This is a genomic window from Corynebacterium ulceribovis DSM 45146, from assembly GCF_000372445.1.
Taxonomy (GTDB): domain Bacteria; phylum Actinomycetota; class Actinomycetes; order Mycobacteriales; family Mycobacteriaceae; genus Corynebacterium; species Corynebacterium ulceribovis.
The window spans coordinates 419209-434579 of the sequence record NZ_AQUY01000002.1; the positions used below are offsets into that span (position 1 = coordinate 419209).

Consider the following 15371-nt stretch of genomic DNA (forward strand, 5'->3'; position numbering starts at 1 on the left):
CCATTCCAGAATTATTACTGAATTTTGGCGGTTTTCGACGACCAGGCTTCGTCACGAAGCACATTCTTTTTCACCTTGCCGGTGGAGGTCCGCGGCAAGTCATCAACCACCACAATGTCCCGCGGCACCTTATAGCCCGCAATATGCGTGCGGCAGTGCGCAATGATCGCTTCGGTGAGCAGGGCAGGGTCCACGTCACCTTGCACCTCGGTGCGCAACACCACATAAGCGCGGACGCGTTCGCCCCACTTATCGTCTGGCACACCGATGACGGCGCAGTCGGACACATCTGGGTAGGAGACCACAGTCTGTTCCACTTCCACGGTGGAGATGTTTTCGCCACCGGAGACAACAATGTCTTTTGCGCGGTCGAGCAGCTGAATGTAGCCGTCTGGGTGCATGACGCCAAGGTCTCCGGTGTGGAACCAACCGCCGCGGAAGGCCACCTCAGTGGCTTCTGGGTTGCGGTAGTAGCCCTGCATGACGCCATTACCGGTGAGCACAATCTCACCCATGGTCTTGCCGTCGGCAGGCACATCAACGAGGGAATCGTCATCATCGTCGGTCAGCTGCACAATGCGCACATCTTCATTGGTGAGCATGGCAACGCCCTGCCGGGCTTTGAGCACCGCGCGGCGGCGAATCGTCATGTCATGCCAGTCTGGCTTTGGCTCGCAGACCGTGAACGGCCCATAGGGCTCAGTCAGGCCATAGACGTGGGTGACCTCCACACCGATGTTTTCGCAACGAGTAATAATCGTTGGGCTTGGCGGGGCGCCAGCCACCACTGCCGACAGATTGGTGACGCGGCGCTTAGCTTCCGACTCCACCATGGTGGTGAGCACCGCTGGGGCGCCGCACATTGCGTTGACACCTTCATCTTCAATGAGCTGCCACATTTCATCGCCACGCACCGCTCGCAAACACACCTGGGTACCGGTCGCTGCCATCACAGCCCAGCCTGTGCACCAGCCGTTGCAGTGGAACATCGGCAGAGTCCAGAGGTAGACCGTGTCGCGGGAGAAGTTCTGCGTTGAAATCGCGCCGAGAGCATTCAGGTAGGCACCGCGGTGGGAATACACCACGCCCTTCGGCTGGCCCGTTGTGCCCGAGGTGTAGTTAATCGAAATCGGGTCATTTTCGTCGGCCACGGTAAACGGCAGCGGTTCATCCGAGCCATCGGTGAGGAAATCACTGAAGGTGCGAGTGTTTTCTTGACCGGACACATCAGGCTCGAGGCCGTCGCTTTCAGCGCCCACAATGTACTGGGTGACAACGCCGGAACTATCCAGAGTTGGGCGGACGCCCGCGAGGAGGTGATCGTCACCAAGCAGAAAGTGGATGTCGGCATGCCGCACAATGAAGTCGACCTCGGCTGGGGCCAACCTGGAGTTAATTGCCACCAACACGCCACCAGCGAGCGGTACCGCGAATTGGCTGAGCAGTGCCTCGTAACTGTTGGTTGCGAGCACACCGACACGGTCCCCGGGAGCGAGCCCATTGGCGCGCAAAGCTTGTGCGAAGCGGGTCGCATCGGTGCGGAAGCGAGCGAAACTAATGCGGCGTGGCCCATCAACGCAGGCCAACATGTCCGGATGGACGTTGGCACTGCGTTCTAGAAAGCGGAGCGGAGTGAGGGGGACGTTGAGGCCAGTGCGCATATTTCCTCTCAGAGGTGGGATCGACGGCTGGAGCTGTAATCCAGATAACAGTGATTAACTTAGCGATGTGTTTGCCATAGAAAGTAGGTTTCGGAAAAATTGCGCCCACAGATGACGAAAAGTCCCACCGGCGGAGTTAGGCAGACCTATGTTGATAGGTGTACATTGGCGGCTAATCGGGTTGACAACATTGCGGGAATAGAACCCGCCAAGTAGTTGTTTTCCGGAGTAACCACGCTTATACGAGGAGACAAAATGACTACAGCCCAGACCAGTGGCGTAACCATGACCGATGCCGCAGCTGCGAAGGCTAAGGCACTGCTGGAGCAGGAAGGCGAAACCGACTTGGCGCTGCGTATCGCCGTGCAGCCAGGTGGTTGTGCCGGTCTGCGCTACCAGCTCTACTTCGACGACCGCAGCCTCGACGGCGACGTTGTCACCGAATTCAGTGGCGTCAAGCTGGTGGTTGACCGGATGTCCGCCCCATACCTGATGGGCGCGAAGATCGACTTCGCCGACACCATCCAGCAGCAGGGCTTCACCATCGACAACCCGAACGCTGGCGGCTCCTGCGCCTGCGGTGACAGCTTCAACTAACCGTGGAGCTTCACTAGCTGCGGAAATGTGGCCGTTTCTGCATGGACACCGACAGCTAAAAGACCCAATCACCTGTGACCATGACGGTCATGATGATTGGGTCTTTTTGTGTGTCTAGTTACAGTTCGACTGGGTAGTCTTTGCGCTCAATCTGCGGATCAATGCGCTTTTCGACGAAAATGCCATGCCACACCATAAAGGCCAACACGGTCCAGAGGCGACGAGAATTGTCCTTCTCCGTCGGATGATGCTCTGCCAGCATCTTTTCCACTACCTGCTTGTCGAAGAGGTGATCCGTTTCGGACTCGGCAATAATCTTCGCGGCCCAATCATGGAGCTCGTCACCAGCAAGCCAGTGACGAATTGGCACTGGGAAGCCGAGTTTGCGGCGGTGCAACACATGCGGCGGCACAATCTGCTCCAGCGCGCGGCGCAGCGCATACTTCGTCGTGCCGTGCGAGACCTTCAGTTCCGTCGGCAGCGTCTGCGCAACTTCGAAGACGGCCTTATCCAGGAATGGCACCCGCAGCTCCAGCGAGTTCGCCATGGTGATTTTGTCTGCTTTGACCAGAATGTCCCCGCGCAGCCAAGTGAACAGGTCCAGGTGCTGCATGCGAGCCACTGGATCCCAGCCCTTCGACTCAGCGTAAATTGGGGCGGTCACCTCGCGGTGGTCCATGTCGGCGCTCGCCCACGGCAGCACTTCGAGCAACTGCTCAGTATTAAAGGAACGGGCGTTGCCGTAGTAGCGGTCCTCGATCGGGGTGGTGCCACGGAGTAGCAGCGACTTGCCGCGCATCCCTTCCGGCAGCGCTTTGCCCACCGCGTGCAGACCCTTCAGCAGTGGAGACGGCACCTTCTCAAACGGTGCCAACGAAATTGGCTCCTTATAAATGGTGTAGCCGCCGAAAAGCTCATCGGCACCTTCGCCGGACAGCACCACCTTGACATGCTTGCGGGCCTCCGCGGCGACGAAGTACAACGGCACCAACGCTGGGTCGGCGACTGGGTCGTCGAGGTACCACATGATGCGGGGTACGGCTTCGGCGAACTCATCTGGGTTCACAACTTTGACGATGTGCTCCGCGTCAATTGCTTCAGCGGACTCAGCTGCGACATCGATTTCACTGAAACCGTCGCGTTCAAACCCCGTGGTGAAGGTCATCAGATCCGGGTTGAAGCGCTTGGCTAGTGCCGCAATGGCTGTGGAGTCAATGCCGCCGGAGAGGAAAGACCCGACAGTGACGTCCGCGCGCATATGCTTGGCGACGGAATCAGTCAGCGTGTCGGCAATTTTGTTGTAGACGGCCTGTTCATCGCTGACCGGCTTGATAGGGAAAGTCGGGGTGAACCAGCGGGTTACCTTGAGCTCATTGCCCGGAGTGAGCGTGGCGTAGCAGCCCGACTCGAGACGACGAATCGACGCATGCAGCGATTCTGGTTCCGGCACATACTGCAAATCCACATAGTGGGCGACGGCGCGGCGATCCAATCCGTCATCAAGCCCTAATTCCGGCTGCAACTCCAGCACACACTTCTTCTCGGAGGAAAACGCGGTGCCGGCGGCGGTGGTGGCGTAAAAGAGTGGCTTAATTCCGAACTGGTCGCGGGCGAGGAATAGCTGCTTGGTGACGGAATCCCAGATGGCGATGCCGAACATGCCGCGCAGATGCTTGACGGCATCTGGCCCCCAGTGATGGAAACCAACGACAATTGGTTCGCCGTCGCCTTCAGTATTAAATGTGTAGCCAAGAGCGGTGAGCTCTTCGCGCAGTTCCACATAGTTGTAGATTTCGCCGTTGAACGTCATGGTGTAACGCTCTGGCTCATCCGCCGGGCCCCACGTCAGCGGTTGCGCGGAGTGGGAAATGTCAATGACGGACAGGCGGTTGAAGCCGAACACCATCTGGTCGTCATGCCACGTTCCGGAATCGTCAGGGCCGCGGTGGTGCATAAATGGCAATGCACGTTCGATGGCCGGGACTAGCGTCGCTGCAGTTGCTTCGGAGGGCAGCATGCCGAGAAGACCGCACATACGGTGAAAACCTCTTTCTGGCGGAAACTTTGTTACCCCGCCACTCTACTTGTCGACCCAGATGCAACACAGTTCAGCGATGCAAAACGGTTCGGCGGCAGTTCGTGCGTCGCGCTTGTGCCCCCTGTCTAGGGGTTTAATGGGGGAGAGGCTTCTAAGGCTTCTATTAGGGTGTTTATAATTCGGCTAACCCCGTGGACCATGTCGCGTATGGCTTCCGCGGAGAAATCAGCTACTCTTCAGCAGTAGTAAAAACCAAGAGTTCTTAGGTTTTAGAGAATCAGGAAGGCTTATTCACGTGGATCAGCGTAAAAAGCGTGGTCTTGCTCGCAAAGTCGGCATTCTCGGCACCCTGGCTGCCAGCGGTGCACTTCTTGCCGGTTGCGATGTGAACCCACCAGAAAACGGTTTCTTCAAGCTGCTGCGCTTCGGTTGGCCAGAAGGCATTACTCCGGAAGCTACTGCCATGGGTAACTTCTGGGTATGGACCTGGGTTGTCGCTTGGATCATCGGTATCATCATGTGGTTCCTGATGATCTTCTCGATGATTGCGTTCAGCGCTAAGCGTGCTGAAAAGGCAGGTAAGGGCCCTTACCCACGCCAGACCGCATACAACGTTCCACTGGAACTGATTCTGACCGCTGTCCCAATTCTGATCGTCATGGTGCTGTTCTTCTTCACCGTGCAGACCCAGGACAAGGTCACCGCAATGGACAAGGACCCACAGGTCAAGGTCGACGTGACCGCATACCAGTGGAACTGGAAGTTCGGTTACGACTACGTCTCCGGTGACGTGATGGGCGGCTCCGACTACAACGGTCGCCAGGATGATCGTAAGCAGCAGGACACCCTGGAAGGTGCCTTCGACAACGTTGAAGAGCAGAAGCCAGGCCCAGTCCACGGTCGTTCTCAGACTGACCTGTCCTTCCTGAACTACGACGAGATTGAAACCGTCGGTACTTCTGAAGAGGTTCCAGTTCTGGTTCTGCCAACCAACACTGCTATCCAGTTCGACTTGGCTGCAGCTGACGTCGTGCACTCCTTCTGGGTGCCAGAGTTCCTGTTCAAGCGTGACGCGTTCCCACACCCAGAGGCGAACAAGTCGCAGCGCACCTTCCAGATTGAAAAGATTGAGCAGGAAGGCGCCTTCGTCGGTCGCTGTGCAGAAATGTGCGGTACCTACCACGCGATGATGAACTTCGAAATCCGTGCGGTTTCCCCAGAAAAGTTCAAGCAGTACATCGAGTTCCGCAAGAACAACCCAGAAGCAACCAACGCGCAGGCTCTGGAAAAGATTGGTGAAGCTGGCTACGCTACCTCCACCAGCCCATTCCTGACCGGCCGTAAGGACACTCGGGGCGACGTGAACACCGTCGACCTGAATGCGAAGTAAGCAGCTCGAGTAGGAAATCAGAGGATAAGAAATGAAATCCGCAGCAAAGATGTTCTACGGTCTGACCGCGTTCTTCGTGTTCATTACTGTGGCGTACATCTACCTGACCATTAACCTTTCCGACACCGGTAACGTCCGGGCGCTGGAGTGGGCGGGCGGCACCGCACTGGTGATGGCCACCCTGATGACCCTGATGCTCGCTGGTTACCTGCACATCACTGAGCGCAGCGCTGACATTGCGCCAGCTGACTGGGAAGAAGCAGAAGTTTCGGATGCAGCAGGCACCCTGGGCTTCTTCTCCCCGAACTCCATCTGGCCATTCTGGATGACCGTGGCCATCCTGTTCATGGGCTTCGCTATCGCCTTCTGGCAGCTGTGGCTGCTGGTTCTGGCTGCAGTCGGCTTGATTTTCGCCACCGTGATGCTGTCCATGCAGTACTACTGGGGTCCTGAGAAGCACTAAAACCCCTCCGGTGATGGGCCGGTTAACTCATCGCAATAAGAACTCTTGAAACCGCTGTTACCGAAAGGTGACGGCGGTTTTTCTCTTTGGTGCGGCTTTTGTGCAAGAAAGTGACGGGGGTGTCATTCCTGCAGCCACGGGGGACATAGGTAAGGCTACCCTTACCAATGGCGGCCTTTTTCACTAACGTGAACACGTCCATTCATCCGTGATCAAGGAGAAAAGTTGAACCGCCTTAAGGCTCTAACCCTCGGCTGCGCCACCGCAGCCGCCCTCATGCTGTCCGCCTGCAGCGCCCCGTCCGACACCGGAAGCGGAGACCCCGCCAAAAATGGCGCCACAAACGCCTCCAGCGGGTTGACAGTCACCGACGTGAAGGACCGCACCGTCGAGTTCGACAAAGCCCCAGAACGCATCGTGCTCGGCGAAGGGCGCGGTATCTTCGCCACCGCCATCTTGAACAAGGACAAGCCAGCCGACAAAGTTGTCGCAATGGGCACCGACCTCGCGAAAGCAGCTCCGAGCTACTACGAGAAGATCACCACAACCAACCCAGAGCTCGAATCCATCCCACAAATCGGCCACATCGGTAAAGGTGACGTCACCATCGAAGAAATCGTCTCCTTCAAACCAGATGTCATGGTCATCTCCGCCGACCAGTATGACGACATCAGCACCACCGGCATGAAGGACAAGCTGGAAGCCGCTGACATCAAGTACGTGGTCACCGACTTCCGGCAGCATCCGATGGAAAACACCACCAAGTCCGTCGACATCCTCGGCCAGCTCACCGGCCAAACCGAGTCCGCGGCGGACTTCAATAAGGAATGGACCGAGACCGTCGACCTGGTCCGTGACCGTGCCAGCAAGGCGAAAGACCGACCAAAAACCTTCCTCTGGCGCGCTGCTGGCCTGAAAGACTGCTGCGCCACCGTCAAGGAATCGAACCTCGGCGAAATGGTCAACCTAGCCGGCGGCGATAACCTCGCCGATCACGTCCTCGCCACCGAGGAAGGCTCCATGACCCCCGAAAAGCTCATCGCTGACCAGCCAGACGTCATCATTGCCACGGGCGGTTCCTGGGCACCAGACCCAAAGAAAAAGCAGCCGCTGCCACACACCACCCTCGGCTACAAGTCCGAATCCGCTGACGCCGCCCGCACCCTCACCGGCCTGCTCAAGACCCCAGGCTTCGACCAGCTCAAAGCCCCTAAGGACGGAAAGTTCTACGGCGTCTGGCACCAGTTCTACGACTCCCCATTCAACTACGTAGCCCTGCTGCAGTTCGGCAAATGGCTCCACCCAGAGCTTTTTGACGACATCAATGTCGATCAGAAGTGGAAAGAGGCGCATGAAAAGTTCACTCCATTCGACGCCTCCGGTACCTTCTTCACAGCTCAGAAGTAGTCCCCGCAGACAAATGGCAGTTTCAACATCTTTGGCAACAGCAACTCTGGATTCAACTCCGCCGCCTGAGCCAACAGCCGCCGATGTCTTGCGTAGCCACCGGCGTGTGGTCATTCGGCGCATCGCCATCATCGGGGTGCTGACTGTCGGGGCCCTCGGTGCCTTCATCTGGTCTGCTGCAGTCGGTGCCCTTGACCTCAGTTTGACTGAAGTCCTTCGCGGGATGCTCTCTCCCAACAGTGTTGACGAGCAAACCCGAACCGTGCTGTGGAAACTTCGGCTGCCGATGTCCGTGATGGCACTGCTTGTCGGTGTCGCACTGTCACTGGCAGGCGCCCAAATGCAGACCATCCTCGGCAATCCGCTGGCAGAACCATTTACCTTGGGTATCTCCGCTGCGGCAGCCTTTGGCGGCGCGGTCACCATCGTGCTCGGCACCACAATTTTCCCGGTGTCCCAGTTCAATCTGGCCGCGATGGCTTGGCTATTTGCCATGCTCGCCACTGCCATCATCGTCGGGGCTGCTCTCCTCCGCGGTGCTACCTCGGAAACCATGATTCTGCTGGGCATCGGATTGGTGTTCTTCTTCCAGGCGATGCTGGCTCTTGTGCAGTACATCGCCACCACGGAAGCGCTGCAACAGATCGTGTTTTGGTCCATGGGCTCGATGACCCGGGCCACCTGGACTGGAAACCTCGTCATCGCCTTGTCACTTGCGGTGTGCATTCCAGTGTTCATCGGCCTAGCGTGGCGCTTGACGGCGCTGCGTCTTGGCGATGACCGCGCGCTAGCCATGGGGATCAATGTCTCCCGGCTCCGGATTGTGGTGCTGGTTTTGGTTTCCATGCTTGCCGCTACCGCTGTGGCCTTCGCAGGCATCATTGGCTTCATCGGACTAGTTGGTCCACATGTGGCCCGGATGCTGGTGGGGGAGGACCAGAAATTCTTCATTCCCGCGTCCATGGCCGCCGGTGCGCTGACTATGTGCACCGCTCATGCACTCAGCATGATTATCGTGCCGGGTGTTGCTATTCCAATCGGCATCATCACCGCGTTTGTTGGGGTGCCATTCTTCCTCGTCATCGTCATGACAAATCGGAGGGCGTTGTGGTGACACATTCCAACGAACTAGAAACCACTTTGGACATCACCGGTCTGCAAGTGCGCTACGGGCGACGCAACGTGCTCGGGAACTACACCCTGCAGCCGCTGCGTGGTGGGAGACTAACCGCGCTCCTCGGTCCGAACGCGTCGGGAAAATCGACGCTGATTAAGAGTGTGGCGGGTGTCGTCAAAAAGCACAATGGGACGGTAACCGGCCACCTCGCCGGCCGCGAACTGACCGGCAAAGCTCTGCGCATCCGAACCGGCTACATGCCGCAGGACTTGCCGCATAGTGCCGCACTGTCGGCATTCGAAGCGATTGTTGTGGCGACTAAGCAGGGGCGCGCGGCATCGGCACGGGAAACAGCAGCCAACGTGATGGAGCAACTTGGCATCACTGGGTTGGCTCAGCGCTACCTCGCGGAGCTGTCCGGTGGGCAACGGCAACTGGTGGCATGCGCCCAGATGCTCGCCACGAATCCGGACTTTTTGCTTTTGGACGAACCGACCTCCGCGCTGGATCTGCGGCGGCAAATGTTTCTGCTTAAAGTCGTGCGACAGCATGTTCAGCAACGCGGCGCAGTCGCGCTGATTGCAATCCACGACATCAACTTGGCAGCACGGATGTGTGACGACATGGTGTTGATGCGCAATGGGAAACCGCTTGCGCAGGGCACGCCTAACGATGTGCTGACGCCGGAACTCATTCGCGAAATCTATGGCATTGACGCTGAAGTGCTGACCCACAATGGTGTGCCAGTGGTATCACCAGTGGGGTAGGGGAGCGCGACTCCGTTCAGTAAATAGGCAACGAAAAACCGCCTCGGGGAGAATCCCTCGAGGCGGTTTTTGTGAGCGCGTGAAAACTAGCGGCTAGGAACTAGGAACCTAGTCCTTCTTGTTTTCGATCTCTGCGCGGTTTGCGCGCTGCAGCTCGTTGAACATTGCCTTCTGCTCAGAGTGGTTCTGCTCATCGATTTCAGCTGCACGCTGTGCGATGGACTCATCGTCAGCGGAGAAGAAACCACCGCGGCCTGGTTCACCGGCGTAGCCCAGCGAAGCCATGTTCTTAGGAACCTTGGCACCCTGGTAAGCCAGTGGGATGGCGTGGCCGTGCTCGTCGACTGGGCCCAGCGGCTGGTGGACCTCAATGAAGGCACCGTTTGGCAGCTGCTTGATGATACCGGTTTCGATACCGTGCTCCAGGATTTCGTGGTCTGCACGCTGCAGGCCAACGCAAATCCGGTAGGTCACGAAGTATGCGATTGGAGGCAGAATCAGGAAGCCGATGCGGCCAACCCAGGTCATTGCGTTCAGCGAGATGTCGAAGTGGAACGCAATGAGGTCGTTACCACCAGACAGGGTCAGCAGAGCGTAGGTGACCAGAGCCATGGCGCCCAGACCGGAGCGGACTGGAACGTCACGTGGACGCTGCAGAATGTTGTGGTTCTCGTCGTCGCCGGTGATCTTCTTTTCAATCCATGGGTAAGCGAAGACCAGGACAACCAGGACACCCAGCAGGATAGCTACCCAGAACACTGCAGGGATGGTGTAGTTACCGAGGTACAGCTCCCATGCAGGCATGATACGAGCAGCACCGTCAGTCCACAGCATGTAGATGTCCGGCTGGGAACCAGCGGAAACCTGCGATGGGTTGTATGGACCAATGTTCCAAATACCGTTGATCTGGAAGACACCTGCCAGGAAGAACAGGAAGCCGAAGACCACGAACATCAGGGAGATGGCCTTGGTTGCGAAGACCGGCACAATGCGGACACCGACAACGTTGTTCTCGGTGCGACCAGCGCCAGGCATCTGGGTGTGCTTCTGGAACCAAACCAGCGCCAAGTGAACGGCGATGAGACCCAGAATCAGAGCTGGCAGCAACAGCACGTGCATGATGTACAGGCGGTCAATAATCAGGCCACCTGGGAAGTCGCCACCGAACATGATCCAGTGCAACCAGGTACCAACAACTGGCAGGCCGACCACAATCGCGGACATGATTCGCAGACCCACACCGGACAGAACGTCGTCTGGCAGGGAGTAGCCCATGAAACCTTCAGCAATGGACAGCACCATCAGCAGGGAACCGATGATCCAGTTTGCTTCGCGTGGGCGACGGAATGCACCGGTGAAGAAAATACGCATCATGTGCGCCAGGATGGACACAGCGAACAGCAGTGCTGCCCAGTGGTGGACCTGGCGGATGAACAGACCACCGCGCACCTCGAAGGAGATGTTCAGAGCGGTCTCGTATGCGCGGGACATTTCCACGCCGTTCAGTGGTGCGTAAGCACCGTCATAAATGACCTTGGACATCGATGGGTCGAAGAACAGGGTCAGGTAGATACCCGAGAACAGCAACACGACGAAGCTGTACAGGGCGATTTCACCCAGCAGGAAGGACCAGTGGGTAGGGAACACCTTGTTCAGCTGCTCACGCAGGAAGCCTGCTCCGCCGAGGCGGGAGTCAGCTTGGTGTCCCATCTGTGCAAGACGTGATGGCTTAGTTTGAGTAGACATTAGGACTTACGCTCCCAGAAGGCTGGGCCGACTGGCTCAATGAAGTTGCCCTTGGCAACCAAGTAGCCTTCTTCGTCGACGGTGATTGGCAGTTCTGGCAGTGCACGTGCGGCTGGGCCGAAGATTGGCTTACCGTACTGCAGCGCGTCGAACTGCGACTGGTGGCATGGGCACAGAATGCGGTTGGTCTGAGCCTCGTAGAGCGAGGTAGGGCAACCAATGTGGGTGCAAATCTTGGAGTATGCGAAGTAGTCACCGTAGTGGAACTCTTCCTGGCCCTTACGCAGCACGGCGCGCTTTGCGTCAGCGGTACGCAGACGGATGAGCATCACCGAGTTACGGGAACCATGAATCGAGTGCATGTGCTGCTCGTAAACTTCGCGGTTCTTGTCGTACTTGTCGCCGTCGTTCACCACGTTCTCCAGCAGTGGGAACACGGTTTCCATGGAACCTGCGGACAGGTCTTCTGGACGCAGGCGAACCAGACGAGAAACACCCTGAGTGGTCATGTGACCGTCGTGCTTTTGTGCAACTGCACCAGTGTCGCGGCCGAGGTAAATCTTGCCCTTGTACTCCGGGTTGTCGAAGTTCGACCAACCGGTGGTCCACAGGGTGCCGTCACCGGTGACGTCCATCTTGTACTCGCGCCATGGGTTCTTCACGATGCCGCCCAGTGGCAGCAGCATAGCTACGCCACCGAGGACTGCGGAGGTGCCCAGCAGGCCACCGAGGACCTTGCGGCGACCCAGGGTAGAGGTTTCCCAAGAGTCGGTCAGCAGGGCGCCGATGGTCTTCTGGTCAACTTCGGAAGATGGGCCGTCGTGACGGACCTGAACCGCGATTTCTTCTGGCACGAAGCGCTTGATGTACTTCACAGCGCCGATACCCAGAGAAAGCACGGACAGACCCATGGTCACACCCAGCAGTGGGGTGTAGAAGATGTACCACCACAGGCCATCTTCACCGAGGTACTTGTACTCCCATGGCCAGAAAATGTAGATGGCCACGAATGCCAGCGCCAGAACGATGGACAGGGTCCACCAGAATCCGACATCCAGCACAGCACGCTTTTCCGCTGGGTCATCTTCGATAGGGAAGCGTTCCTTGCGGTAAGCAATAGTCACGCCGTCGAGTTCAGCACCCAGGCGCGCCAGTTCCTCGTTGCTCATTGCAGCGAGTTCCTGGGAGGAGTAGTTCTTCTTATCACTCATGAGCGAGATCCAATCCACATAGCAGCGCCAACCAGAGACAGAATGCCGACAGTCCACATTGCGAGACCCTCAGCAACTGGGCCGATACCGCCCAGTGCGTAGCCGCCAGGGCCAGGGGTTTCCTTAGTGGACTTGATGAAAGCGATGATGTCCTTCTTCTCGTCAGCAGTCAGCTGACGGTCAGAGAACTTCGGCATGTTCTGTGGACCGGTGAGCATTGCCTGGTAGATTTCCTGCTCGTTTGCAGGGTCCAGAGCCGGTGCGTACTTACCGGAGGACAGTGCGCCACCACGACCGGTGAAGTTGTGGCAGGATGCGCAGTTCAAGCGGAACAGGTCGGAGCCACGAGCAACGTCCTTCGGGTCAATCTGACCGTCGAAGTTTGAGCCGCGCAGCGAATCCATGGCGATTTCGCCATTGTCGTCGCGGACGATGCCTGGGCCACCGCCGTTAGCCTGAACGTAAGCAGCAATCGCGAGGGTCTGTTCCTCGGAGTAGCGAGGTTTCTTACGGCTAGCCTGAGCTTCGTTACGGAGCATAGGCATACGACCGGAGTGCACCTGGAAGTACACTGCACCTTCGCCGACACCAACCAGGGAAGGACCGCGGTCCTTAACGCCCTGCAGGTTAGCGCCGTGGCAGGTGATACAAGCGACATCGTAGATGTCCTTGCCTTCCTGAACCAGGGCAGCGGTGTCCTTGTCTGCGGTTGCTACTTGAGCATCTGGGGTGAGGGCGCTGGCCAGCAGGCCGGCGCCGGTAAGGCTCAATGCCAAGGCTGCGCCGCCAGCAAGGGTGCGTTGCACCTTGCGGCGAGTCTTAGCGTTCTTTGGGGTTGAAACCATCATTTTCCCTTAATCGAAATTGCGGAAAGTGAAGGGCTGTAGGCCGCGCGGCGCGTTCACCAAGCGGCGGCTACGGCCTACTGGATGAAGTAGATCGTGATGAACAGGCCGATCCAGACAACGTCAACGAAGTGCCAGTAGTAAGACACAACGATGGCTGCGGTGGCCTGAGCTGGGGTGAACTTTGCCTTGGAGATGCGGAGGATAACCACCACGAATGCCAAGACACCTGCCAGAACGTGTGCGGCGTGGAAGCCGGTGGTGATGAAGAACACCGAGCCGTACACCGAGTTCTGGATGGTCAGACCGTGACCGACCAGGGTGAAGTACTCATAGCCCTGGCCGATCAGGAAGATCGCGCCCATCAAAGTGGAGAGGGCGTACCAGCGGCGCAGACCGTAAAGGTCACCACGCTCCGCTGCGAAAACGCCCATCTGTGCGGTAAAAGACGACAGCACCAGGATGGTGGTAATCGTCAAAGCAAAGGGAACGTTGAGGTGGGAAGTGCCCCACTCCCAAGAACCCTGCTGGCCATTCGCTCGTGACACGAAGTACATAGCGAAGAGTCCAGCGAAGAACATCAATTCCTGAGACAGGAACACGATGGTTCCCACACTGACCATGTTTGGTCGGTTCAGTGTGGCAACTCGTGGTGCCCCTGCCATACCTGTGTTTCCAACTGCGCTCGTCACAGGGAACAGTATGGCCTTTATCTAAGAAATAGTCATCTATTGACCCCCGTAATGGGCGTGTCAAAATGCAAAACCCCAGGTCAGTGACAGGCGAACCTGAGAATGGGGGAAGAATGCGGGGTTACCGGGAACTTTTTCCGATCAAATCCGACGGTCGGATAATTTTCGGGATTTTGTGGCTTCTTTTCGCTCGAGGCGGGGACTGCGTGCAACCGCTCCGTCGGCGTATGGCGCCCACCATGCCGTCAATAAGCAAAATGCTAGCCCATTTTGGCCACGTTGCGGGAGTTGGGTGCGCGCAGGGGGTAACTGCCGTACTAAGCTTCGGTCAATCCCTGTCGATAGTTTCGGAACCTGAAAGGAGTGCGCATGAGCGACCACCACAACCACACACTTCCGGAGATTATCGACTGGCAATGGACCCTGAACACCCTCGGTGCCGGTGCGGAACTGCCACCGGAAGCAATGGCCTTCGCCATGGACTCCATCATGGCTGGGGAAGCGAGCGACGCACGCATTGCCGCATTTATATATGGCATCTACATCAAAGGCATCACCCCGGCCGAACTCGATGCTGCTGCCGACGCAATGCTTAGCTTCGCTACCCGACCGCACCTTACTGGCACCCGCCAAGCCCTCGACCTTGTCGGCACCGGCGGCGATGGGCACCACACTGTCAATATCTCTACGATGTCCTCCGTCGTCGTTGGCGCCACAGGTGTGCACGTGATGAAGCATGGCAACCGGGCGGCCTCCTCGAAGTCTGGTGGCGCCGACATGCTCGAGGCCCTTGGCGTGGACCTAGGTGACGGTCGCCTCCGCGTGCCGGAATACCCGGAGTTCAAGCTGACCTTCTTATTCGCCAGGAACTACCACCCGGCAATGAAGTTCGCGGGTCCAGTCCGCTCGCAGCTCGCCGCGCCCACCCTGTTCAATTTGCTGGGCCCACTGACCAACCCAGCCCAGCCCGGCTCTAGCCTGATTGGCTGCGCCTTCCAGAGCCAGATGGAGACCATGGCGCACACCTATGCGCGGCGTGGGCAGCAGGTGTTGGTGGTCCGTGGCTGCGACGGGGTCGACGAAATCACTATTGCCGGCCCATCTGATGTTTACGTCGTTGCCGACGGTGAGGTCCGCCATGAAGTGCTCGACCCGCGCGATTTCGGCTTCACTATCGGTCAAACCTCCGATCTGCGGGGCGGTGACCCAGCCTTCAACGCTGATGTGGCGCGGCGCGTGTGGTCGAATGAACTGCACGGCCCAATTCGCGACGCCGTTGTGCTGAACTCCGCCGCCGCGTTGGTTGCGCACCGCGGCCTCGGCGGGCAGTCGCTTATTGACGCAATGACCGCAACGGTTGCTGAAACTGATCAGATTCTGGCCAGCGGGGTGTGCTCCGACATTATTTCGGCAGCAGTGAGCCAGTAGCGCCCATAG

General features: G+C 58.0%; 13 protein-coding genes. 7 read left to right on the forward strand and 6 right to left on the reverse strand.

The genetic code is table 11. The features are described from left to right. Positions 1-14: 14 nt before the first annotated feature. Positions 15-1661: an AMP-binding protein gene (locus A3EC_RS0107565; RefSeq protein WP_018024576.1), complete on the reverse strand. Its 1647-nt coding sequence runs from the start codon at positions 1659-1661 to the stop codon at positions 15-17. A 255-nt stretch (positions 1662-1916) separates the two neighbouring features. Here A3EC_RS0107565 and erpA point away from each other — a divergent pair, with 255 nt between their 5' ends. Further along, positions 1917-2258 carry an iron-sulfur cluster insertion protein ErpA gene (gene erpA, locus A3EC_RS0107570; RefSeq protein WP_018024577.1) on the forward strand — a complete coding sequence of 114 codons (342 nt, stop codon included), beginning with the start codon at positions 1917-1919 and terminating at the stop codon, positions 2256-2258. A 118-nt stretch (positions 2259-2376) separates the two neighbouring features. Here the strand turns inward: erpA and asnB are convergent, their stop codons facing one another. Next, positions 2377-4293: an asparagine synthase (glutamine-hydrolyzing) gene (gene asnB, locus A3EC_RS0107575; RefSeq protein WP_026162303.1), complete on the reverse strand. Its 1917-nt coding sequence runs from the start codon at positions 4291-4293 to the stop codon at positions 2377-2379. 298 nt (positions 4294-4591) lie between these two features. Here asnB and ctaC point away from each other — a divergent pair, with 298 nt between their 5' ends. The 5 genes from ctaC (at position 4592) to A3EC_RS0107600 (ending at position 9440) form a co-directional block, all read left to right on the forward strand. Beyond that, positions 4592-5686 (forward strand): aa3-type cytochrome oxidase subunit II, encoded by a 1095-nt coding sequence (gene ctaC, locus A3EC_RS0107580; protein WP_018024579.1) that lies wholly within the window; start codon positions 4592-4594, stop codon positions 5684-5686. A gap of 31 nt (positions 5687-5717) precedes the next feature. Then, on the forward strand, positions 5718-6149 hold the full coding sequence (gene ctaF / locus A3EC_RS0107585) for an aa3-type cytochrome oxidase subunit IV (RefSeq protein WP_018024580.1): 432 nt from the start codon (positions 5718-5720) through the stop codon (positions 6147-6149). A gap of 276 nt (positions 6150-6425) precedes the next feature. After that, a complete protein-coding gene (locus tag A3EC_RS0107590) occupies positions 6426-7556 on the forward strand; it encodes an ABC transporter substrate-binding protein (protein ID WP_051061048.1) in 1131 nt (376 codons plus the stop codon). Positions 7557-7569: 13 nt separating this feature from the next. Beyond that, positions 7570-8670 (forward strand): FecCD family ABC transporter permease, encoded by a 1101-nt coding sequence (locus tag A3EC_RS0107595; protein ID WP_018024582.1) that lies wholly within the window; start codon positions 7570-7572, stop codon positions 8668-8670. After that, positions 8667-9440, forward strand: a complete 774-nt coding sequence (locus A3EC_RS0107600; RefSeq protein ID WP_245532960.1) for an ABC transporter ATP-binding protein — start codon at positions 8667-8669, stop codon at positions 9438-9440. The genes A3EC_RS0107595 and A3EC_RS0107600 overlap by 4 nt, the downstream gene beginning before the upstream one ends. 108 nt (positions 9441-9548) lie before the next feature. Here the strand turns inward: A3EC_RS0107600 and qcrB are convergent, their stop codons facing one another. The 4 genes from qcrB to ctaE all read right to left on the reverse strand — a co-directional run bounded on the left by qcrB (position 9549) and on the right by ctaE (position 13934). Next, positions 9549-11150 carry a cytochrome bc1 complex cytochrome b subunit gene (gene qcrB / locus A3EC_RS0107605; protein ID WP_018024584.1) on the reverse strand — a complete coding sequence of 534 codons (1602 nt, stop codon included), beginning with the start codon at positions 11148-11150 and terminating at the stop codon, positions 9549-9551. A gap of 35 nt (positions 11151-11185) precedes the next feature. Further along, a complete protein-coding gene (gene qcrA, locus A3EC_RS0107610; protein WP_018024585.1) occupies positions 11186-12397 on the reverse strand; it encodes a cytochrome bc1 complex Rieske iron-sulfur subunit in 1212 nt (403 codons plus the stop codon). Beyond that, positions 12394-13242: a cytochrome bc1 complex diheme cytochrome c subunit gene (gene qcrC / locus A3EC_RS0107615; RefSeq protein WP_040428273.1), complete on the reverse strand. Its 849-nt coding sequence runs from the start codon at positions 13240-13242 to the stop codon at positions 12394-12396. Before qcrC ends, qcrA begins: the two co-directional genes overlap by 4 nt. Positions 13243-13319: 77 nt before the next feature. After that, positions 13320-13934 carry an aa3-type cytochrome oxidase subunit III gene (gene ctaE / locus A3EC_RS0107620; RefSeq protein ID WP_156812884.1) on the reverse strand — a complete coding sequence of 205 codons (615 nt, stop codon included), beginning with the start codon at positions 13932-13934 and terminating at the stop codon, positions 13320-13322. A 369-nt stretch (positions 13935-14303) separates the two neighbouring features. On the opposite strand from ctaE, the gene trpD reads away from it, so the two are divergent. After that, the gene (trpD, locus tag A3EC_RS0107625; RefSeq protein ID WP_018024588.1) at positions 14304-15362 is read left to right on the forward strand and encodes an anthranilate phosphoribosyltransferase; all 1059 of its coding nucleotides are present in this window, start codon (positions 14304-14306) and stop codon (positions 15360-15362) included. Positions 15363-15371: the final 9 nt, after the last annotated feature.